This window comes from Pseudomonas sp. PA-6-3C (assembly GCF_021605825.1).
Lineage (GTDB): Bacteria > Pseudomonadota > Gammaproteobacteria > Pseudomonadales > Pseudomonadaceae > Aquipseudomonas > Aquipseudomonas edaphica.
Map to the genome: position 1 here is coordinate 19,716 of NZ_WKDV01000038.1, position 21,382 is coordinate 41,097.

General features: G+C 59.8%; 19 protein-coding genes. 12 read left to right on the plus strand and 7 right to left on the minus strand.

The genetic code is table 11. The annotated features are described in order from the left end of the window. Positions 1 to 456, plus strand: coding sequence for a YaiI/YqxD family protein (locus GIW48_RS22410; RefSeq protein WP_017135238.1), 456 nt, complete (start codon positions 1 to 3; stop codon positions 454 to 456). 187 nt (positions 457 to 643) lie between these two features. Here the strand turns inward: GIW48_RS22410 and elbB are convergent, their stop codons facing one another. Next, positions 644 to 1,309, minus strand: coding sequence for an isoprenoid biosynthesis glyoxalase ElbB (elbB, locus tag GIW48_RS22415; protein WP_017135239.1), 666 nt, complete (start codon positions 1,307 to 1,309; stop codon positions 644 to 646). A gap of 116 nt (positions 1,310 to 1,425) precedes the next feature. Between elbB and GIW48_RS22420 the strand changes: the two genes are divergently transcribed. Continuing rightward, entirely contained in the window at positions 1,426 to 2,661 is a 1,236-nt protein-coding gene (locus GIW48_RS22420; protein WP_017135240.1) for a sterol desaturase family protein, read from the plus strand. Here the strand turns inward: GIW48_RS22420 and GIW48_RS22425 are convergent. Continuing rightward, on the minus strand, positions 2,642 to 3,277 hold the full coding sequence (locus tag GIW48_RS22425) for a DedA family protein (protein WP_026013544.1): 636 nt from the start codon (positions 3,275 to 3,277) through the stop codon (positions 2,642 to 2,644). The two genes, GIW48_RS22420 and GIW48_RS22425, sit on opposite strands and share 20 nt — an antisense overlap. A gap of 208 nt (positions 3,278 to 3,485) precedes the next feature. Between GIW48_RS22425 and hemB the strand changes: the two genes are divergently transcribed. Next, complete coding sequence (gene hemB, locus GIW48_RS22430) at positions 3,486 to 4,499, plus strand: porphobilinogen synthase (RefSeq protein ID WP_099550285.1); 1,014 nt, start codon at positions 3,486 to 3,488, stop codon at positions 4,497 to 4,499. Between the two features lie 18 nt (positions 4,500 to 4,517). Then, positions 4,518 to 6,740: a polyphosphate kinase 1 gene (gene ppk1, locus GIW48_RS22435; protein WP_017135242.1), complete on the plus strand. Its 2,223-nt coding sequence runs from the start codon at positions 4,518 to 4,520 to the stop codon at positions 6,738 to 6,740. 182 nt (positions 6,741 to 6,922) lie between these two features. On the opposite strand, the gene ppx is transcribed toward ppk1, so the two are convergent. Then, complete coding sequence (gene ppx, locus GIW48_RS22440; protein WP_056860774.1) at positions 6,923 to 8,425, minus strand: exopolyphosphatase; 1,503 nt, start codon at positions 8,423 to 8,425, stop codon at positions 6,923 to 6,925. 477 nt (positions 8,426 to 8,902) lie between these two features. On the opposite strand from ppx, the gene GIW48_RS22445 reads away from it, so the two are divergent. The 4 genes from GIW48_RS22445 (at position 8,903) to GIW48_RS22460 (ending at position 13,441) form a co-directional block, all read left to right on the plus strand. Then, the gene (locus GIW48_RS22445; protein WP_017135244.1) at positions 8,903 to 9,559 is read left to right on the plus strand and encodes a DUF1120 domain-containing protein; all 657 of its coding nucleotides are present in this window, start codon (positions 8,903 to 8,905) and stop codon (positions 9,557 to 9,559) included. Positions 9,560 to 9,728: 169 nt separating this feature from the next. Beyond that, positions 9,729 to 10,397: a fimbria/pilus chaperone family protein gene (locus GIW48_RS22450; protein ID WP_017135245.1), complete on the plus strand. Its 669-nt coding sequence runs from the start codon at positions 9,729 to 9,731 to the stop codon at positions 10,395 to 10,397. Positions 10,398 to 10,440: 43 nt separating this feature from the next. After that, positions 10,441 to 12,879, plus strand: coding sequence for a fimbria/pilus outer membrane usher protein (locus GIW48_RS22455; RefSeq protein WP_138450133.1), 2,439 nt, complete (start codon positions 10,441 to 10,443; stop codon positions 12,877 to 12,879). Further along, on the plus strand, positions 12,845 to 13,441 hold the full coding sequence (locus GIW48_RS22460; protein ID WP_017135247.1) for a hypothetical protein: 597 nt from the start codon (positions 12,845 to 12,847) through the stop codon (positions 13,439 to 13,441). Before GIW48_RS22455 ends, GIW48_RS22460 begins: the two co-directional genes overlap by 35 nt. A gap of 4 nt (positions 13,442 to 13,445) precedes the next feature. Here GIW48_RS22460 and GIW48_RS22465 read toward each other — a convergent pair whose 3' ends face one another. Genes GIW48_RS22465 through GIW48_RS22480 form a run of 4 tightly spaced genes read right to left on the minus strand, consistent with a single transcriptional unit; the run spans position 13,446 to position 16,285 of the window. Further along, positions 13,446 to 14,183, minus strand: coding sequence for an amino acid ABC transporter ATP-binding protein (locus GIW48_RS22465; protein ID WP_017135248.1), 738 nt, complete (start codon positions 14,181 to 14,183; stop codon positions 13,446 to 13,448). Beyond that, positions 14,170 to 14,820: an amino acid ABC transporter permease gene (locus tag GIW48_RS22470; RefSeq protein ID WP_017135249.1), complete on the minus strand. Its 651-nt coding sequence runs from the start codon at positions 14,818 to 14,820 to the stop codon at positions 14,170 to 14,172. Before GIW48_RS22470 ends, GIW48_RS22465 begins: the two co-directional genes overlap by 14 nt. Further along, on the minus strand, positions 14,817 to 15,485 hold the full coding sequence (locus tag GIW48_RS22475) for an amino acid ABC transporter permease (protein WP_017135250.1): 669 nt from the start codon (positions 15,483 to 15,485) through the stop codon (positions 14,817 to 14,819). Before GIW48_RS22475 ends, GIW48_RS22470 begins: the two co-directional genes overlap by 4 nt. 14 nt (positions 15,486 to 15,499) lie before the next feature. After that, positions 15,500 to 16,285, minus strand: coding sequence for a transporter substrate-binding domain-containing protein (locus GIW48_RS22480; protein WP_017135251.1), 786 nt, complete (start codon positions 16,283 to 16,285; stop codon positions 15,500 to 15,502). Positions 16,286 to 16,541: 256 nt separating this feature from the next. Here GIW48_RS22480 and GIW48_RS22485 point away from each other — a divergent pair, with 256 nt between their 5' ends. The 4 genes from GIW48_RS22485 (at position 16,542) to GIW48_RS22500 (ending at position 21,341) form a co-directional block, all read left to right on the plus strand. Further along, positions 16,542 to 17,237: a FadR/GntR family transcriptional regulator gene (locus tag GIW48_RS22485; RefSeq protein WP_169988007.1), complete on the plus strand. Its 696-nt coding sequence runs from the start codon at positions 16,542 to 16,544 to the stop codon at positions 17,235 to 17,237. A 120-nt stretch (positions 17,238 to 17,357) separates the two neighbouring features. Continuing rightward, positions 17,358 to 17,687 (plus strand): thioredoxin TrxA, encoded by a 330-nt coding sequence (gene trxA, locus GIW48_RS22490; RefSeq protein WP_003213989.1) that lies wholly within the window; start codon positions 17,358 to 17,360, stop codon positions 17,685 to 17,687. Between the two features lie 235 nt (positions 17,688 to 17,922). Beyond that, the gene (rho, locus tag GIW48_RS22495; RefSeq protein WP_003176825.1) at positions 17,923 to 19,182 is read left to right on the plus strand and encodes a transcription termination factor Rho; all 1,260 of its coding nucleotides are present in this window, start codon (positions 17,923 to 17,925) and stop codon (positions 19,180 to 19,182) included. Between the two features lie 155 nt (positions 19,183 to 19,337). Beyond that, on the plus strand, positions 19,338 to 21,341 hold the full coding sequence (locus GIW48_RS22500; protein ID WP_017135253.1) for an acyltransferase family protein: 2,004 nt from the start codon (positions 19,338 to 19,340) through the stop codon (positions 21,339 to 21,341). Positions 21,342 to 21,382: the final 41 nt, after the last annotated feature.

Genomic DNA, 21,382 nt, shown 5'->3' on the forward strand with positions numbered 1-21,382 from the left:
ATGCGGGTGTGGATCGATGCAGACGCCTGCCCGCGAGCAGCCAAGGACCAAGTGGTGAAGTTCGCGCTCAAGCGCCAGTTCGAAGTGGTGCTGGTGGCGGGTCAGAGCCAGATCAAGCCGAGCTTTGCCTGTGTGAAGCTGATCGTGGTGCCCAGCGGCCCGGACGCGGCGGATGACTATCTGGTGGAGCACGCCGTGCCCGGTGAGTTGGTGATCTGCAGCGACGTGCCGTTGGCCGACCGCCTGGTGAAGAAGGGCGTCACAGCCCTCGACCCCCGCGGCAAGGAGTTCAGCCCGGCGAACATGAGTGAACGGCTGGCGGTGCGCAACCTGTTCACCGACCTGCGTGAGCAGGGCCAGATGGGCGGCGGCCCACCGCCCCATGGGGAAAAGGACAAGCAGGCGTTTGCCAATGCGCTGGACCGTATCCTCACCCGATTAATGCGCCAGGCCTGACCTTGCAGTGAGTGGGTTTGTTGTAGCAGTTGGGCTTGTTGTGGCGAGCAGGCTTGCCCTGCGTTGGGCTGCGCAGCAGCCCCAGACCCCACAACCTCGCACAGCCTGACACACCGCGCTGCCTGAATTGGGGCGGCTTCGCCACCCAGCGCAGGGCAAGCCTGCTCGCCACCCCATTTATCGCGGGTTAATCATTCTCGTGGGTCAGTTCCAGCACGCGATCCACCAACTTGTTGATGCCTGACGCCACCTCGCTGATGCGCTTGCCGAGCATGTAGGCCGGCGTGGTCACCAGCTTGCGGGCCTTGTCCTCGACGATATCCTCGACAGCGCACTCCTGATGAGTGGCGCCCATCTTGTCCAGGGCCGCCGCCGTGTCGGGGCAGTTGCCGATGGTGCAGGTCACGCCGGGGCCGTAGATTTTTGCGGCCAGGGCTGGCGAGATGCAGATCAGTCCCACAGGCTTGCCGGCTTCGGCAAAGGCTTCGGCCAGCTCCAGCACTTGCGGGTTGACGCTGCAACCGGCGCCCTCCACGGCAAAGTTCGAGAGATTCTTCGCTGCGCCAAACCCGCCAGGCACGATCAGTGCGTCGAACTCGTCGGCGTTGGCTTCACGAATGTCTTTCACCTCACCTCGAGCGATGCGCGCCGACTCCACCAGCACATTGCGCGACTCGGGCATCTCTTCACCGGTAAGGTGGTTGATCACGTGCAGCTGCGCAATGTCTGGCGCAAAACATTGGACCTGAGCGCCGCGCTGATCCAGGCGCAGCAGCGTGATCACACTTTCATGAATCTCTGCGCCGTCGTACACGCCGCAGCCGGAAAGGATCACTGCAATCTTTTTGCTCATGGGCATCTCTCCTGTTTTTGTGGCGTTAAATGTCTACTAATTTGTCACCTGTTGCCAATGGGATCTCCTGCGGCTACACCTAATCTTGATGTAACAAAAATACATCGGACTAGCCCATGGACTTCGTGCCTTACGCGGTACCGTTTTTTATTGCCTTGATCGTGGTCGAGCTGCTGGCCGATCGCTGGCGCGGTGAACGCAATTATCGGGTGGCGGACGCTATCAACAGCCTCAGCACTGGTGTGCTGTCCACCACCACCGGGTTGTTGACCAAAGGTGTGGGCCTGCTGACCTACGCGTTTGCCCTCAAGCACCTGGCGCTGATTGAGCTGCCTGCCCAAAGCGTGTGGACCTGGGTGTTCGCCTTTGTGTTTTACGACTTCTGTTACTACTGGCTGCACCGCTGCGGCCATGAGCGCAACATCCTCTGGGCTGCGCACTCGGTGCATCACCAGAGCGAGGACTACAACCTCACCACCGCGTTGCGCCAGACCAGTACCGGCTTCCTGCTGAGCTGGATCTTCTACTTGCCCCTGGCCGTCGTGGGCGTGCCGCTGGTGGTGTTTATCAGCGTGGCCTCGCTCAATCTCCTGTATCAATTCTGGGTACACACCCGTCACGTGCCCAAGCTCGGCTGGTTCGAGTGGTTTTTCGTCACGCCGTCCAATCATCGTGCCCACCATGCGCAAAACGCTCTCTACATGGATCGCAACTACGGCGGGGTGTTCATTATTTGGGACCGCCTGTTCGGCAGCTTCCAGGAAGAGGACGATAACGAGCCGGTGATCTTCGGCGTAACCACGCCGTTGGCCAGTTGGAACCCGCTATGGGCCAACCTGCAGTTTTATGCACAGTTGTGGAGTGATGCGCGGCGCACTGAGAGCTGGTGGGACAAGCTGCGTATCTGGTTCATGCGCACCGGCTGGCGCCCGGCGGACGTGAAAGCCAAGTACCCGATGGCCAAGCCCGACTTGAGCCAGTTCCGTAAATTCGAGGTGCCGCTGGACGCGCGCCAGCAGGTATATATCGCCCTGCAATTTGCAGCGTATGTAGGGTTTGGCAGTTACCTGATGAATTTCGGCGAGGGGCTGCCCACGGCGGCGCTGGTGCTGGGCTGGAGTGCGATGGCGCTGGGGCTGTTCACCTTGGGCGTGGCCCTGGAGAATCGGCCGTGGGCGCTGAAAGCCGAGCTGGTGCGCCTGGGACTGAATGTGCCGTTGGTGTGGCTGGCGCCGCTGGTCGGCTTGTGGCCGGCCAGCAGCCTGGGCTGGCTGGGCCTGGTGAGTTACAGCTTGCTCAGTGCGATCGGCCTCTACTGTTGCAGAAGCCGGCTTACTCGACTGGCGTCTTAGGCGGTTGCTCCGGGGCCTGCTCGGCAGCTAGCCGGGCCTTGGCCTCTGCACAGGCTTCGCGGGCGATACGCGCGTTCTTGAAGCGCCGGCGCAGCCACAGGCCAAAGCCCAACAATAGCAACGCGCCCAGCACCCACAGCTCGTATTTCTTGACGCTGCCGAGCATGCCTTCCAGCACCGCACCGAAGTGGTAGGCCGCCGCGCCCAAGGCCGCGGCCCAGATGGCGGCGCCGATGCCGTTGAGGATCAAGTAGCGGGCCGGCGGGTAGCCCGACAGGCCAATCGCCACCGGCATCACGGTGCGCAACCCATAAACGAAGCGGAAGCTCAGCACCCAGATATCCGGGTGCTTGCGGATATGTTCCAGGGCCTTGTCACCCATCAATTGCCAACGCGGCTTGCGCGCCAGCAGCTTGCGCCCGTGTTTGCGCCCCAGGAAATACCACAGCTGGTCGCCGGCATAGCTGCCAAAAAAGGCAACGACCACCACCAGGTTGATATCCATGTAGCCACGGAACGCCAGGAAGCCTGCGAGAACCAAAATGGTTTCGCCTTCAAAGAAGGTGCCCAGGAAGAGCGCAAAGTAGCCGAAGTCATGCAGAAATTGTTGAAGCATGGTCTGGGGTGCTGGCGAAATGAACGCGCAGCCTACGCCTTCGTGAACATTCATGAAAGTATCGAGATGTGTCACGAAGTGAACAATTCCTACATAAACGACGAATGCGACTACAGGTCGCATCGATAAGCACAACTGTCATTCCTTCGTCATAATGGCCGCTTATAACTGCAACGCTCGCCCGTAAACGCGGGCTCAGGAGTCTGTCGTGAGCTTTACCCCTGCCAATCGCCTGTTCCCCGCCACCCGTCTGCGACGCAATCGCCGTGATGATTTTTCTCGCCGCCTTGTACGTGAAAATGTACTGACGCCGAATGATCTGATCCTGCCGGTGTTTGTGCTGGACGGCGAAAATCGTCGGGAGGCTGTGGCGTCGATGCCGGGCGTGGAGCGCTTGACCATTGATTTGCTGCTTGAAGAGGCAGCCGGTTGGGTTGAACTGGGGATTCCGGCATTGGCGCTGTTCCCGGTGACACCGGCCGAGCTCAAGTCCCTCGACGCCGCCGAAGCCTGGAACCCGGAAGGCATCGCCCAGCGCGCCACCCGGGCTTTGCGTGAGCGTTTCCCGGAACTGGGTGTAATCACCGACGTGGCGCTGGACCCGTTCACCACCCACGGCCAGGATGGCATTCTCGACGAAGACGGCTATGTTCAGAACGACATCACCGTTGATGCGCTGGTCAAGCAGGCCTTGTCCCATGCAGCAGCAGGCGCCCAGGTGGTGGCACCGTCGGACATGATGGACGGCCGCATCCAGGCGATCCGCGAAGCCCTGGAACTGGCCGGCCACGTCAATGTGCGCATCATGGCCTACTCGGCCAAGTACGCCAGCGCCTATTACGGCCCGTTCCGCGATGCGGTGGGTTCGGCGTTGAACCTGGGCAAGGCCAACAAGGCCTCGTACCAGATGGACCCGGCCAACAGCCATGAAGCGCTGCACGAAGTGGCGGCCGACCTGGCCGAAGGCGCCGACATGGTGATGGTCAAGCCCGGGATGCCGTATCTGGACATCCTTTATCGGGTCAAAGAGGAATTCAAGGTGCCGACCTTTGTCTATCAGGTCAGCGGTGAATACGCCATGCACATGGCCGCGATCCAGAATGGTTGGTTGAGTGAAGGGGTGATCCTCGAATCCCTGACTGCCTTTAAACGTGCGGGTGCTGATGGCATTCTGACCTACTTCGCCGCCCGCGCTGCCCAATTGCTTAGAGAGCAACAATAGCCCTCACAGGAACACTCGATGAATACCGAAGGACTCTCCGAAGTTGCTGTAAAAGACGCTCACCCGGTGGTTGAACAAATCGCCGAAACCCCACCGGAGCTGGAGCCGGCTGCGCCTGCTGTGGTGGCTGAAGCGCCCGCGCCGGCCCCGGTGGCAGCGGTGACCAACCTGGATGACAGCAGCCTGTACATCCATCGTGAGCTGTCACAACTGCAATTCAACATCCGCGTGCTGGAGCAGGCGCTGGATGAGTCCTACCCACTGCTGGAGCGGCTTAAATTCCTGCTGATCTTCTCCAGCAACCTGGACGAGTTCTTCGAAATCCGCGTTGCCGGCCTCAAAAAGCAAATCACCTTTGCCCGCGAACAAGCCGGTGCCGACGGCCTGCAGCCGCATCAGGCCCTGGCGCGCATCAGCGAGCTGGTGCACGGCCATGTGGACCGCCAATACGCGATCCTCAACGACATCCTGCTGCCGGAACTGGAAAAACATCAGGTCCGCTTCATCCGTCGTCGTCACTGGACCACCAAGATCAAGACCTGGGTGCGTCGCTACTTCCGTGACGAGATTTCACCGATTATCACCCCGATCGGCCTCGACCCGACGCACCCGTTCCCGTTGCTGGTGAACAAGAGCCTCAACTTTATTGTCGAGCTGGAAGGCATCGATGCCTTCGGTCGCGATTCTGGCCTGGCGATCATCCCGGCGCCGCGTCTGTTGCCACGGATCATCAAGGTACCGGAAGAAGTAGGGGGCGCTGGCGATAACTATGTATTCCTCTCGTCGATGATCCACGCGCATGCCGATGACCTGTTCCAGGGTATGAAGGTCAAGGGCTGCTATCAGTTCCGCCTGACCCGTAACGCCGACCTGGCGCTGGACTCCGAAGACGTCGAAGACTTGGCCCGCGCCCTGCGCGGCGAGCTGTTCTCGCGGCGCTATGGCGACGCGGTGCGCCTGGAAGTGGCTGACACCTGCCCCAAACACCTGTCGGACTACCTGCTCAAGCAGTTCAACCTGGCCGAGTCCGAGCTGTACCAGGTCAATGGCCCGGTGAACCTGACGCGTCTGTTCAGCATCACCGGCCTGGACAGCCACCCGGAGCTGCAATACACGCCGTTCACGCCGCAGATCCCGAAACTGCTGCAAAACAGCGAGAACATTTTCAGCGTGGTGAGCAAGCAGGACATTCTGCTGTTGCACCCGTTCGAGTCGTTCACGCCAGTGGTCGACCTGCTGCGCCAGGCCGCCAAGGACCCGCATGTGTTGGCTGTGCGCCAGACCCTGTACCGCTCTGGCGCCAACTCGGAAATCGTCGATGCGCTGGTAGACGCTGCGCGTAACGGCAAGGAAGTCACGGCGGTGATCGAGCTGCGTGCGCGGTTTGACGAAGAGTCCAACCTGCAACTGGCCAGCCGCCTGCAAGCGGCCGGTGCGGTGGTGATCTACGGCGTGGTCGGCTTCAAGACCCACGCCAAGATGATGCTGATCCTGCGTCGCGAAGCTGGTGAGATCGTGCGTTATGCCCACTTGGGCACCGGTAACTATCACGCCGGCAACGCCAAGCTCTACACCGACTACAGCCTGCTCACCTCCGACGACGCTTTGTGTGAGGACGTCGGCAAGTTGTTCAGCCAGTTGATCGGCATGGGCAAGACCTTGCGCATGAAGAAGCTGCTGCACGCGCCGTTCACGCTCAAGAAGGGCATGCTCGACATGATTGCCCGCGAAACCCAGTTCGCCCTCGACGGCAAGCCGGCGCACATCATCGCCAAGTTCAACTCGCTGACCGATCCGAAGATCATCCGCGCGCTGTACAAGGCCAGCCAGTCCGGGGTGCGCATCGACCTGGTGGTGCGTGGCATGTGCTGCCTGCGCCCTGGCATTGTGGGTGTGTCACATAACATCCATGTGCGCTCGATCATCGGCCGCTTCCTGGAGCACACGCGGGTGTTCTACTTCCTCAATGGCGGCGAGGAACAGATGTTCCTCTCCAGTGCCGACTGGATGGAGCGCAACCTCGACAAGCGTGTGGAGACCTGCTTCCCGGTCGAAGGCAAGAAGCTGATCATGCGGGTCAAGAAAGAGCTGGAAAGCTACCTCACCGACAACACCCACAGCTGGAGCCTGCAATCGGACGGCCGCTACGTGCGCAATACGCCAACTGGCAACCAGAACCCGCGCAGTGCGCAGGCGACGTTGCTGGAGAAGCTGGGTAGCCCGATTCTTGCGGTGAACTAAAAGCCTGCACAAACCTAATGTGGGAGCGGGCTTGCTGTGGCGAGGGAGCTTGCTGTGGCGAGGGAGCTTGCTCCCGTTGACTGCGCAGCAGTCTCCGGCTTTTTGGGGGCGCTACGCACCCCAGCGCAAGCAAGCTTGCTCGCCACAGCAAGCGCGCTCACACCTGTGTTTTGCAGCGCGCTTTAGCGCAAGTTCAGGCTGAACCCCACCCGCGTCAACCACTCCGCTTCCTGGGCAAAGTCCGCCTGGGTCAGCTGGTTTTCATCCAGCCAGCCTTTGGGGAACACCACGTCGAGGCTGTCACCGTGCGCGCGCAGGGTGACTTGGGGCATTTCCTGGGTGCCACGGATGTGGTGGAACAGGATCGCAAAGCGCAGCAGCACGCACAGGCGGATCAGCTTGATGCCTTCGTCGCCGAACTCGGCAAATTTGTCCTTGGGAATGTTGCGGCGATGGCCACGCACCAGCAGGGCGAGCATCTGTTGGTCTTCGCGGGAGAAACCGGCGAGGTCCGAGTGCTCGATCAGGTAGGCGCCGTGCTTGTGGTAATGGTAGTGGGCGATGTCCAGGCCCACTTCATGCACCTTGGCGGCCCAGCCCAGCAGTTCGCGCCAGACGCCGTCTTCCAGGTCCCAGTCCTCGGCCACCTGGTCAAAGGCGTGCAGGGCTTTGCGTTCCACTCGGGCCGCTTGTTCCAGGTCGACGTGATAACGCTCCATCAACGAGGTGAGGGTGCGCTCACGCACGTCTTCGTGGTGATGGCGGCCCAGCAGGTCATACAGCACGCCTTCGCGCAGGGCGCCGTCGCAGTGGTCCATACGTTGCAGTTCGAGGGCGTCGAAAATCGCTTCGAGAATCGCAAGGCCAGCCGGGAAGATGGTACGACGGTCGGGCTTGATGCCGTCGAAGTCGATTTTCTCGGCATCGCCCAGCTTGAACAGTTTGCGCTTGAGCCATGCCAGGCCTTCGGCGTTGACCTCACCGGTGCCATGGCCGCCGGCTTTGAGGGCCAGGCCGATGGCGCGGATGGTGCCGGACGAGCCGATGGCTTCATCCCAGGTCAAGCGGTGCAGCGCATGCTCGATGCTCATGATCTCCAGCCGCGCGGCCGTGTAGGCCTGGGCATAGCGTGCCGGAGTGATCTTGCCGTCCTTGAAATAGCGCTGGGTAAAGCTCACGCAGCCCATTTGCAGGCTCTCGCGCAGCAATGGCTCGAATCTTTGCCCGATGATGAACTCGGTACTGCCGCCGCCGATATCCGCCACCAGGCGCTTGCCGGGCGTGTCGGCCAGGGTGTGGGACACGCCCAGGTAGATAAGGCGCGCTTCTTCCCGGCCGGAGATAACTTCTACCGGGTGCCCGAGGATTTCTTCGGCGCGGCGGATGAATTCGACACGGTTGCGCGCCTCACGCAGGGCGTTGGTGCCGACAATTCGCACGGCGCCCAATGGCATGCCGTTGATCAGTTGGGCAAAACGCTTGAGGCAGTCGAGGCCGCGCTGCATGGATTCTTCATTGAGCTGGCGCTGGTCGTCGATGCCGGCAGCCAGTTGAACTTTCTCGCCGAGCCGCTCAAGGATGCGGATTTCGCCGTTCTGGGCCTTGGCCACGACCATGTGAAAGCTGTTGGAGCCCAGGTCGATGGCGGCGATCAGGGACAAATTCTTGGCTTGGGATTGCGGCATGGTTTGGGGGTCTCGGTCGATAACCCGACCATCGTGCCACGATCGACCGCTGGCGCCAACGCGTTGTGCTTCAGGAATCTTCCTGTCGGTGCGGGAGGCAATGCCTGTTGGAGATGTAGGGCGATTCTCCTTTGCTCTAGCGAATAAACTTAAGGCTAGGTACGAGGTATTAAATTTATGCCTATAAAAACTCTCGGGACTTTCCTTACAAGGGTTTTGTATTTGTTCTGCTCGGTTTTTTAGTTATGACTACTGATGCAGTTGAAAAGGGTGGTCATATTTTTGTTGTATTCGGACAGCAGTTGACGTGCTCTCCTATTCTTTTTTAGGTCACTTACAAGCGAGACTGCCCGTCGGCAATGATGCCGTGGTGTTATTTGTTTATGGCGTTTTATGTCAGGGAATGTCGTGTTTTAGAAGCGGAGCTTTTCAGCCTTTAATAAGTAACGTCTGTTAACTTCTAATGACGGGTAAAAGATGAAAAAAGTATTTGGTTTGGCCGTGGGGATTGCGTGCCTGTTTGCCAGTGTAGGCGCCTATGCAACTACCAACCCGACCGGCAACCTGATCGTCAAGGGCACCATTATTCCGGCGGCTTGCAGTATGAGCGTTAGCGCCGGCGGGGTTATCGACTATGGCACGATTCGAGCCAATCAATTGTCCCAGACGAATTTCAACCCACTTGCCGAGCGTTCCACTTCGCTGGTCGTCAATTGCGGTACTACACCTGCCAGGTTTTTCTTGTCTGTCACTGACTTGCGGGCCTCCAGTAAAGTTACTGGCATATTGGGCGCTGGCTACACCGAAGCCCAAAACTATGGTCTCGGTACGTATGGTGGCAGGCGCACCGGCGGCTATTCGGTCACCCTCAGAAACCTGACGTCCAATGGTGTGGCGCTCAACCCGATTGTACGGTCGAGCAAGGACGCAGCCTGGCAAGCCAGCGACGGTAAGGTTTCCCAGACACCTAACCAGCATTCCTGGCGTAACGGCGCTGTCAATGCGCCAGCTTCGATCTCTCAGCTAACCGGTGTTATTGCCGTCAAAGCGGTGATCAATCGCGCAAGTGATCTGAACCTTACCGGCAATATTGCGTTGGATGGTCACGCGACGCTGGTTCTGGATTACATCTAAACGTTTGAGCAACAGTCGATAGCGAGGCAGAGTCAGTCAGGGGGACTCTTATTAGTTATCGGCTGTTTTCATGTGGCTGTGCAATTACACGTACTCATTTGTTTGTGAATGTTCCAGGGAGAACTCGGTGAACGGTCTTTCAAGAATAATTGGTTTCATATCGTGTTGTATGGCTTTGTTGCTGTATGGCGTAGCCCATGCCGACGGTATGTTGCCTGAAACAACGGTTGTCATTCTTTATGAGGAGAATGGCGAAGCCACGATCAATATAAAAAACACTGATCCAACCCCTGCGTTACTGCACTCCGTCATAGAAAATGTGCCCGAGGATCTTGAAACCCTGTTGATCGTCACCCCGCCCATTGCTCGCGTGGAGCCAGGGGAAACGCAACTGGTCCGTTTTATCAGCACCCTGAAGTCGCCGCTCAAGACTCAACGCCTCAAGCGCGTGTCCTTCGAGGGGATTCCCCAGGCGCGTGAGCCCGGTGGTGCGACCATTGGTATCACCCTGCGTCAAAACTTGCCGCTGATCCTGCACCCGGCAGGTTTGCCCCGGCACCAGGCACCTTGGGAACTGCTCAAGTGGAAGCGCCAGGGTGATCGCTTGAGCGTGCATAACGACAGTGCCTATGTGGTGCGCATGGGATTGGAAGTGCAGCTTAATCCGCTGAAACAAACCGGCTTGCTGCCCCGCACTTATATCCTGCCGGGTGAGGTGTTGACGCTCAATACCCAAGGGCCTGTGGCCGAGGTGTCCTCGGTGGTGCTGCAGCCGGCCACGACCTTCGGGTTTGCTGTCGATGACTACCAGGCAGATGTTCTGGGTCATGGGCGCTAAGCGTTCGATGACTGGACTGACGGTTCGCCGCCCGGGGCTTTTCATGGGGTTGGCAGCCTTGTGGGGTGCTCCCGGTTTTGCTTTGGCAGTCGAGTTGGGAGAGGGCTTTGACCTGGCTGTCCTGGCCAGCTATGGCATCGACCCGAAGGTCTCCGACTACTTTCGCAGTGCGGCGCGGTTTCGTGAGGGCAGGCAGATAGTGGGGCTGCGGGTCAACGGGAATTCCCTGGGGTTGGTCGAGGCCCGTTTCGATTATCAGGGGCAGCTGTGTTTTACCCAGGGTTTGCTGGAGAAAGCTGGCCTTAAAGTGCCCTTGGCGATCGTGCAATCGGGCATCTCGGCGGATCAGGCCTGTCACGATTTCGTGGGTGAGTTCCCCGCGACCATCGTCAGGTTGCAGCCGGGCAGCGAAGAAGTGGTGCTGGTTGTGCCTACCCAGTCCTTGCGTGAGCCTGAATGGGAAGTGGGAGGTTTTTCCGAGGGCGGTGCGGCGGCGTTGTTCAACTACGATGTGCTCGGGTTTCAGACCCAGTCGCGCAGTGGCCCCAGCCGGTTCGTTTCGGCTTATACCGAGGCGGGATTCAACCTGGGTAATTGGGTGGTCCGCAGCCGGCAGTTCTATATTTCTGATAACGGCAAAAGCAGCAGCGAGCATGTGCAGGCCTACGCCCAGCGTGATATCGCGGCGTTGCAGTCAACTTTCCAGGTGGGCCAGATTTCTACCCGAAGCCCGGTGTTCGGTGGGATTCAGCTATCGGGGTTACAGCTGTTTCCTGATGGTGTCTCCCGCGCCGGCGCCAATCATGGTGTGGTGGTGGAGGGTTTGGCCCACAGCCAGGCGCGTGTCGAGGTGCGCCAGTCCGGTGCGCTGATCCATACCACGTTAGTGCCCGAGGGGCCGTTCAGCCTGACAGGCTTGCCTTTGCTCAATGGCACCAGTGACCTGGAGGTCAGCGTTATCGGCACGCGGGGCGGCACCCGCAGTTTCGTGGTGCCGGCGGCTTCCTTTGGTGCGGCTATTGCCATAACCCCAGGCTTTGACTTCGCCCTTGGCAAGGTACGTGAACAGCTGAGCGAAGGCCGCGAGGCGCCGACTGTTGTCATGGGCAGCGGCACCTGGGGGCTTGGCCGGCAGTCATCCCTGGGGTTCGGTTTATTGAGTACAGATGAGTACCAGTCGGCCGGCGGCACTATGAGCAGTGTGTTTTTCCAGCGGGTTACCGTCAGTGCTCGGCAAAACATCTCGCGCGATGGTGAGGCGGGTGTGAACGGCAGCCGCAGCGCCGTATCCCTGGGCAGCCCGTTGGTGGCGGGTGTTGAGATGAGCCTGAGTGCGACGACCCAAAGCCCAGGTTATCGCGATGTCCTCGAGGCAGGCCCGGGTTTGAAAAAAAATGATCTGCAGACCCGTTTCCAGAATCAGTACACGGTAGGGTTCAACTGGGCAGAACCGACCTTGGGGGCTTTTTCAGTCAGCTACTCACGCAGTACGCAGTTTGATGGGCAGCTTGCCGAACATGTATTTGCCTCGTGGAACAAGGGGTTCAGGCAGGTGGATGTAGCGTTGATCGCCGACTCGCAGGTGGGCGCTTCGCGGCGGCGCAAGACCGCAAGCCGTGAGCGAGAAACACGTGATGAGGTCACGCCAGAGGGGCTGTCCTTGCGCCTGCAGGTCACGGTGCCCTTTGGAGAAGATCGCCGCCTGACGTCCTACGCCAGTCGCCGCAATGGCCGTGCCGATATGGGCACGGCATTGTCCGAGCGGGTCAATGAGTATGTGAACTACGAAGTGGGGGTTGAGCGGGATCTGCAGGAGCGCCAGCAAGCGGTTCGCGCGAATGTTGACGTGATGCCGCGCTACACCCGTGTGGGCCTGGGCGTGAACCGCACGCCCACGAGCACCAGCTACAGCGGGCAACTGCAGGGTGCCGTGGTGGCTCACGCGCGCGGCCTGACCTTTTCCCCCTACGCAGTGCAGGACACCTTTGGTGTGCTTTCGGTGGGGGAAGTGTCAGCGGCCAAGGTTACGACCCCACAAGGCCCGGTGTGGACTGATTACCGTGGGCATGCGGTGATTCCCGGCTTGCCGGCCTATACCACCAGCCACCTGGAGGTGCAGACCCAGTCCTTGCCCAAGCGGGTCGATCTCAAGAACGGCACCAAAATCCTCGCCGTCGGGCGCGGATCATTCAATACCGTGGATTTCCAAGTGGTGAATGTTCGCCGGGTACTGCTTGAGGTGCGCGATGAGCAAGGTACACCTCTGCCCCAGGGCTCTGCCGTGTTTGGCCCGGACAACACCTACCTGACCAATGTGGTGGGTGAGGGCCTGATCTTTTTGAACAACATGGATGACGGGCAAATCCTCAGCGTTTCGCCGCCGGGCTCTGCCCGCGCGTGCCTGCTGCATCTGAACCTTGAGTCGCAATCCCCAGAGGACAAGCTCTATGAAACGGCTTCGGCGATATGTCGTGCCCAATGAATCGGCGCAATACACCCTGCGTCGACTGTGCCTGGGCGTTAGCTTGTTGTTCATGCTCGCGATAGCGGCCCCGGAGGCTTCGGCGAATGACTGCCGCCTTTCCCTCAGCCAGCCAAGGGTCGACCACGGCGTGCTCCGGCGCGCGGAGTTGTTGGGCGAGCCGCTCGCAAGCCAGCCCATCATCCTGGGCAGGCGAACGCTGCAGCTGAGTGTCGTATGTGCCGAACCAGGGGCTGTCGCCTTGCGCTTTACGGGTGTTCCGGCGGGGACGCAAGGCTATCGATTCGGCCGACAGGGCAGCTTCACCCTGGCCCTCAAGCATGCCCAGGTCGATGGTCGCGCCGTTGAACTGAGTACGTCACAGCCCACAGAAACGGCTACCAGCGGGCACTTACTGCCCGGTCACGTGCTGATAGCCAAAGCCGGTGGTTTGCCGCTGACCGGCACACGTTTTTCAGCACAAGTGCAGATCGACACGTATTTACCGCCCGATGCCTTTTCAGTGCGCCACGAGACCGTCTTCGAAGGTCAGGGGCACTTTGAATGGTTGCCCGGCGGTTAATCGATCAGCCCGGCTGCTCCACCGAGCCGATGAAATTGGCGAACTCCGGCGTCTTTGGGTTGGCGAACAAGGTCTTGGGGTCGCCCACTTCATGCACCTTGCCCTGGTGCATGAACACCAGCTTGTCCCCGACTTCCCGGGCAAAGCGCATTTCGTGGGTCACCATGATCAGGGTCATGCCGTCCTTGGCCAATTGGCGCACCACACTGAGCACTTCATTGACCAGCTCCGGGTCCAGTGCCGAGGTAATTTCATCGCACAGCAGCACCTTGGGCGACATGGCCAGCGCACGGGCTATGGCGACCCGTTGCTGCTGGCCGCCGGACAGACGATCAGGGAAGGCATCAAATTTTTCCCCCAGCCCCACCCGCTCCAGCATCTGCCGGGCAAGCTGGGCGGCTTTGGCCTTGGGCACTTTCTGCACCACTTGTGGCGCGAGCATGACGTTCTCGCCCACGGTCAGGTGTGGGAACAGGTTGAACTGCTGGAACACCATCCCGACTTTCTGCCGCAGGCTGCGCAGGTCGGCGCGGGCGGCGTCGAGGTATTCGCCGTCGACCTCAATTACGCCGTCGTTGATCGATTCAAGGCCATTGAGGGTACGCAGCAAGGTCGACTTGCCCGAGCCACTGCGGCCGATGATCGCCACCACCTGGCCTTCTTCAACCGTCAGGTCGATGCCCTTGAGTACGTGGTGATCGCCGTAATATTTATGCAGGGCGGAAATTCTAAGCAGAGGCATGCAGTCTCCTTTCCAGGTAGCGCGCACTGAGGGACAAGGGGTAGCAGAGCAGGAAGTAGCCGAGCGCCACCAGGCCGTAGACCATAAAGGGCTCGAAGGTAGCGTTGGCGAGCATGCCGCCGGTTTTGGTCAGTTCGGTAAAACCGATGATCGAGGTCACGGCGGTGCCTTTGACCACCTGCACCGAAAAGCCCACGGTGGGCGCCACGGCAATGCGCAGGGCTTGCGGCAGGATCACGTAGCGCAGTTGTTCAAGCGGGTTAAGCGCCAGGCTGGCCGAGGCTTCCCATTGCCCGTGGGCAATCGACTCGACGCAGCCGCGCCAGATCTCGGCCAGGTAAGCACTGGTAAACAGGGTCAAGGCAATCGCCGCCGCCAGCCAGGGCGAGATATCCACACCCAGCAGCGCGATGCCAAAAAACACCAGGAACAGCTGCATCAACAGCGGCGTGCCCTGGAACAGTTCGATATAGGTGCGCGCGAGATTGCGCGGGAAGGCTTTGCGGCTGATGCGCATCGTCATCACCAGTAAACCGATAACGCCGCCACCGACAAACGCCACCAGCGACAGCAGCAAGGTCCATTGCAAGCCGGTGGCGAGGTTGCGCACGATGTCCCAGAAGGAGAAATCACTCATCGGCTGTTCCTCATCACGTAGCGACGGCCGATCCAGTTGAGCAACTGGCGAATCATCAGCGCCATGCACAGGTACACCAGGGTGGTCAGTGCGTAGGTTTCAAACGCGCGGAAGTTGCGTGACTGGATAAAGTTGGCGGCAAAGCTCAGCTCTTCGGTGGCGATCTGCGAGCACACCGCCGAGCCGAGCATCACGATGATGATCTGGCTGCTCAGGGCCGGCCACACCTTGCCCAGTGCCGGCAACAGCACCACATGGCGAAACGCCTCGAAACGCGTCATCGCCAATGCCGCTGCGGCTTCCAGCTGCCCGCTTGGGACCGCCTGGATGCCGGCGCGAATGATCTCGGTGGAGTACGCCCCCAGGTTGATCACCATCGCCAGTACGGCGGCTTGCCACTCGGTGATTTTCAGCCCCAGGGATGGCAGGCCGAAGAAGATGAAAAACAACTGCACCAGAAACGGCGTGTTGCGGATCAACTCGACATACACCCCGAAGACCCAGGAAAACGGCTGGATCTTCCATGCCCGCACCACAGCGCCGACGGTGCCCAGGGCCACGCCGAGGATCGCGCCGATAGCCGTCAGCTCAAGGGTAAACAGCGCGCCGCGTAGCAGCAGGTCGGTATTGGCCAGCACCGGCACAAAGTCAAATTGATACGCCATGAATCAGCTCCGCATCAAAGATCGGCAGGCAGTGGCTCTTTAAGCCACTGCATCGCGTTCTTTTCCAGGCTGCCATCGGCTTTGGCCGCGACCAGGATCTGGTTGACCTTCTCCAGCAGCGCCGGCTCGTTCTTGTTAACGCCCACGTACACCGGCGAATCCTTGAGTTTCACTTTCAGCTCCAGCCCGCGTTTATTACTGCGCTCGCTGATCGCCACCATCACCACGTTGCCGCTGGCGATCAGGTCGACCTGGCCGGCCAGGTAGGCGGCGATGGTTGAGTTGTTGTCTTCGAAGCGCTTGATCGTGGCTTCCTTGGGCGCGACGGCGGTCAGCTCGATGTCTTCGATGGCGCCGCGGGTCACGCTGATGGTCTTGCCCTTGAGGTCATCGGTGGTGTGGATGGCCGCATCAGGTGGCCCGAACACGGCCAGGTAGAACGGCGCGTAGGCCTTGGAGAAGTCGATGACCTTTTCGCGCTCGGCGTTCTTGCCCAGGCTGGAAATCACCAGGTCGACCTTGCCGGTAGTGAGAAACGGGATACGGTTGGTGCTGTTCACCGGGGTCAGTTCCAGCTTGACCTTGAGCTGGTCGGCCAGCAGCTTGGCGGTGTCGACGTCCAGGCCACGGGGTTTCATGTCCGGGCCAACCGAGCCGAACGGCGGGAAGTCTTGGGGCACGGCAACCTTGAGGGTGCCGCGGGCGACGATATCGTCCAGACCGTTGGCATGGGCGGGCGCCTGGCTCAGCATCAGGCTGGCAAACAGGGCAGTGAGCAGGGCGCTGTAGCGCTTGGTCATGGCAACTCTCCGGGGAAGGGCGCGGGAATATTCTGTTTCGAGCCATTGCACGGCCCATGCCATCACGGCGCCAATGGCCTGGAACGCTGGTATTTGTTGAGTTCTGGTGGTCTTACTGGTCTGAACAGTGAGCGAGTTTTTCGCACCTTTTTCGAGCGCCGATAAAACCTCGCGAGCCCCTTTGGGGCGCGGCTTGCCGCCGGCTGCGAATAGCTTTACAACTAGCCGCTCCGTTGACTGCAACCTTGAGTTTTCTATGAATTCCATCGCCCAAGCCGTACCGGAAGCGGCCCTGCAGGCCATCCGCAAACTGATCAAGGAACAGGGCTTTGCAGCGGGTGACGCGTTGCCGTCCCAGCGCGACCTGGCGGTACAGTTGGGCGTGAGTCGGGCATCGTTGCGTGAGGCGTTGTCGTCTTTAAGTGCATTGGGCGTGGTGAGTGTGCAGCCGGGTAAAGGCGTGTTTGTGCAAGAGGTGCAAGAAACGCCGGGGTTCGCCTGGCCCTTCGCTGCCCAGGCCACGCCCCTGGATATCTTCCAGTTGCGCTACGCCCTGGAAGGGTTCGCCGCGGGGTTGGCGGCAGTGACGTTGACTCTCGATGAACTGGACAGCCTGCAAGACAATGTCGAGGCCATGCGCAAAGTGCTCAAGGCTGGCGACTTCGAAGCCGCTGCCCGGCTGGACTTCGAGTTCCATCAGCGGATCCTGCTGGCCAGCGGTAACCAGGCGATGGTGAGCATCCTGAGTGCCAGTGCCGAGGTGTTCCTGGAGAGCCAGAAGCTACCGTTCATCCGACCGGAACGGGCCATGGAGACTTGGCAAGAGCACCGCAAGATCCTGCGTGCCCTGGCCAGGCGCGCCAGTGCTGCGGCGCAGAAAACCATGCAGGAACACGTACGCAATGCGGCATTGCGCACGGGCATCGCCTTCGTGACTCCCGTGACGCCGTGAGTGGGCTATACCCAAACTCATGCGACGCCATAGCAAGACTCAATCAGAGGCGGCTTCCTGAACGGGGGAAGGGCGGCTATGATGGGCCACGTTTTTTTTGCTTACAATCCGGAGACATCCATGAGCAACGATCTTATCAAGCACGTCACCGACGCGACCTTTGAGGCCGAAGTACTCAAGGCTCAAGGCCCGGTACTGGTTGACTACTGGGCTGAATGGTGTGGCCCTTGCAAAATGATCGCCCCTGTTCTGGACGACATTGCGACCACTTACGAAGGCAAGCTGACCATTGCCAAGCTGAACATCGACGACAATCAGGAAACCCCGGCCAAACACGGCGTGCGTGGTATCCCGACCCTGATGCTGTTTAAGAACGGCAACGTCGAAGCCACTAAAGTGGGCGCGCTGTCGAAGTCCCAGCTGCAAGCTTTCCTCGACGCGAACATCTAAGCGTCGTCAAAAAAGCCCCGCAAAATAGCGGGGCTTTTTCGTGAAACAGGGCTAGACGCTCCGAAATTCAGGTGGTACATTCGGCCCCGCATTGGTTTCTCCACTGCCCCCTGCAAGCCGTCGCCGACGCATTCCTTTTCGATTAGTACGCGATCCTGTCGCCTTCTCTGCGGCGCGGCCTCATTAAGCCAAAAGCTTAATTTCCCCCCTCCATAAATGATTACGTCATTCCTATATGAATCTGACTGAACTCAAGCAAAAGCCGATTACCGACCTGCTCCAATTGGCCGAAGAAATGGGCATAGAAAATATGGCCCGTTCGCGCAAGCAGGACGTGATTTTCTCCCTGCTCAAAAAGCACGCGAAAAGCGGCGAGGAAATCTCCGGTGATGGCGTGCTGGAGATTCTCCAGGACGGCTTCGGCTTCCTCCGCTCTGCAGACGCTTCCTATCTCGCCGGCCCAGACGATATCTACGTCTCGCCGAGCCAGATCCGTCGCTTCAACTTGCGCACCGGTGACACCATCGTCGGCAAGATCCGTCCTCCGAAGGAAGGCGAGCGTTATTTCGCCCTGCTCAAGGTCGACACGATCAACTTCGATCGTCCTGAGAACGCGAAGAACAAGATTCTCTTCGAGAACCTGACGCCGCTGTTCCCGACCGTGCGCATGAAGATGGAAGCCGGTAACGGCTCCACCGAAGACTTGACCGGTCGTGTCATCGACCTGTGCGCCCCGATCGGCAAAGGCCAGCGCGGCCTGATCGTCGCACCGCCGAAAGCCGGTAAGACCATCATGCTGCAGAACATTGCAGCGAACATCGCGCGTAACAACCCGGAAGTTCACCTGATCGTATTGCTGATCGATGAGCGCCCGGAAGAAGTAACCGAAATGCAGCGCACCGTGCGCGGCGAAGTGGTTGCCTCGACGTTCGATGAGCCGCCAACCCGCCACGTGCAGGTTGCCGAAATGGTGATCGAGAAGGCCAAGCGCCTGGTCGAACACAAGAAGGACGTGGTGATCCTGCTCGACTCCATCACCCGTCTGGCGCGTGCGTACAACACCGTGATCCCAAGCTCCGGCAAGGTACTCACCGGTGGTGTCGATGCCCACGCCCTGGAGAAACCAAAGCGTTTCTTCGGTGCTGCGCGCAACATCGAAGAAGGCGGCTCGCTGACCATTATCGCCACCGCGCTGGTTGAAACCGGCTCGAAGATGGATGAAGTGATCTACGAAGAGTTTAAAGGTACCGGTAACATGGAACTGCCTTTGGACCGTCGTATCGCTGAAAAGCGTGTGTTCCCTGCGATCAACATCAACCGCTCCGGCACCCGCCGTGAAGAGTTGCTGACCGCCGACGACGAACTGCAGCGCATGTGGATCCTGCGCAAGCTGCTGCACCCGATGGACGAAGTAGCCGCCATCGAGTTCCTCATCGACAAGCTGAAAACCACCAAGACCAACGACGAGTTCTTCCTGTCTATGAAGCGTAAGTAATACTACGGTTCAGGTCTGAGAAAATGGTGCCCTTGAAGGGTGCCATTTTTTTTGCGCCAAACAGGGAGGTTTGTGTGCCGAGAGTGTCAGTAAAGAAACAAAAATGGCGAGTACGCCTACGCTCTCTTCAATTTGTATCAGGCTGATTACGATTTATGACCGCTCTTGCTTACCGAAGAGACATTGATGGCCTGCGCGCCATTGCTGTCCTGGCTGTGGTTTTGTTCCATTTTGGGGTTCCCGGCGTTACTGGCGGTTTTGTCGGCGTTGATGTGTTCTTCGTGATTTCAGGTTTCCTGATTACCTCGATCATCTGGCGCGAGCGTGAAGCGGGGCGTTTCAGCTTCGTCGATTTCTGGGCGCGACGGGCACGGCGTATCCTGCCGGCTTTGCTGGTCATGATGTTTACGTCATTGGTGGCTGGCTGGTTCTTAATGGCGCCCAAAGACTATTCGGAATTGGGACGCTCGATACACAACCAAGTGGTGTTCATCTCCAATCTGTTCTTCATGCGCCAGGACGGCTATTTCGACACGGCCTCCGACATGAAGCCGATGTTGCACACCTGGTCGCTGTCGGTTGAAGAGCAGTTCTACATTGCCTTCCCACTCTTGCTGGCGCTGTTGTCGAGCTGGCTGAAGCAGTGGCGCAGCGCCTTGTTTGTATTGCTGCTGGTGTCGTTTGCGGCGAGCGTGTGGGCGGTGGCCAATGAGCCGGACAAAGCCTTCTTCCTGCTGCCCATGCGTGCCTGGGAATTGTTGGCCGGGTCCATGCTGGCTGTGATGCCAGTGCGGGCAGGGCGGGCAAGTCCCCTGTTGGCGCAAGCTGTGAGTCTGTTCAGCCTGGGCCTGATTCTTGTGGCGGTATTGGGCTACAACGCCAACACCGCGTTCCCTGGGGCGGCGGCTTTGTTGCCTGTATTGGGTGTGGTGGGGTTGATTTGGGCTAACGGCCAACACCCAACCTGGGTAGGGCGCTTGCTGGGCAGTCGCGTGTTGGTGGGCATCGGGCTGATTTCCTATTCGTGGTACCTGTGGCACTGGCCGGTGCTGGTGTTTGGCAAGTACGCGAGTATTTTTGGCCTGCCCTCCTGGGCGCTGGCGGGTCTGTTCGTCTTGAGCCTGGTGCTGGGTTATGTGTCCTGGCGGTTCGTCGAGGGGCCGTTTCGTGAGCGGCGCCTGCTGGCGGGTCGTCGGTCGATTCTGATCGCGGGCGTGGTCGGGCTCGCCGGGCTGGGTCTGATCGGCAAAGGCCTGGTGTGGTCGGATGGGTTTGCATCGCGGCTGTCGCCCCAGGCGTTGCAGTTCGCCCAAGCGTATACCTGGAGCCCCACGCTGATTAAGTGCCTGTCGGATGACAAGAAAGACCCGAACCGCAAACTTTGCCATTTTGGCCCGCAGGCGAGTGCTGCCCGCGCATTGGTCTGGGGCGACAGCCATGCCTCGGCACTCATCCCGGCGTTGAACGACGGCTCGCGCAAGTACGACTTCGGCATCACTCAGGCCGGTTACGCCGGGTGCCTGCCGTTCGACCGCAAAGAAAACACCCCAGGCTGCCGAGCGTTCAACGAGCGTGTCACCCAGTTGTTGAGCAAGGAACAGTTCAGTGATGTGGTGCTGGTAGCCCGCTGGAGCCTTTACGTTTATGGCCAGCGCTCCGGCGACACCGGCGCTTCCCTTCATGACCCGCAAACGGGCAAGTACGACCGCGCCGTCGCTGAACGGCTGTTTGCCGAGGGTGTGAGTGCGCTGGTGCAGCAACTGCGTGCCAGCGGGCACAGGGTGTGGCTGGTCAAGGAGGTACCTCTGCAGGCTTTCAACGTGCCTTACCGGCTCAGCCGCCTGGCGATGCTGGGACGCCCGACCGACCGCGAAGGCTTGCCCCTGGCCGAGCACGTCGAGCGCCAGGCCTATATCAGCAGCGTTTTTGAGCGCATCGCCGCGGCAGACCCCGGTGTGCAACTCATGGACCCCGCGCCCAAGCTGTGCGAGACGAATGGCTGGTGCCGGGTCGAGCGCGATGGCCAGTCGCTGTATACCGATGACAACCACCTCTCGGCCGTAGGCACGCGTTATGTGGAAGGGTTCCTTGAGCCCTTCTTCCACACCATGCGTAATGAGTCCGTTGAGTCGGGTGTGAGTCGCAATGACGTGCAATAAGCTGCCAGCGCTCTTAAGAGCAGGTAGGATGTACGCCTATT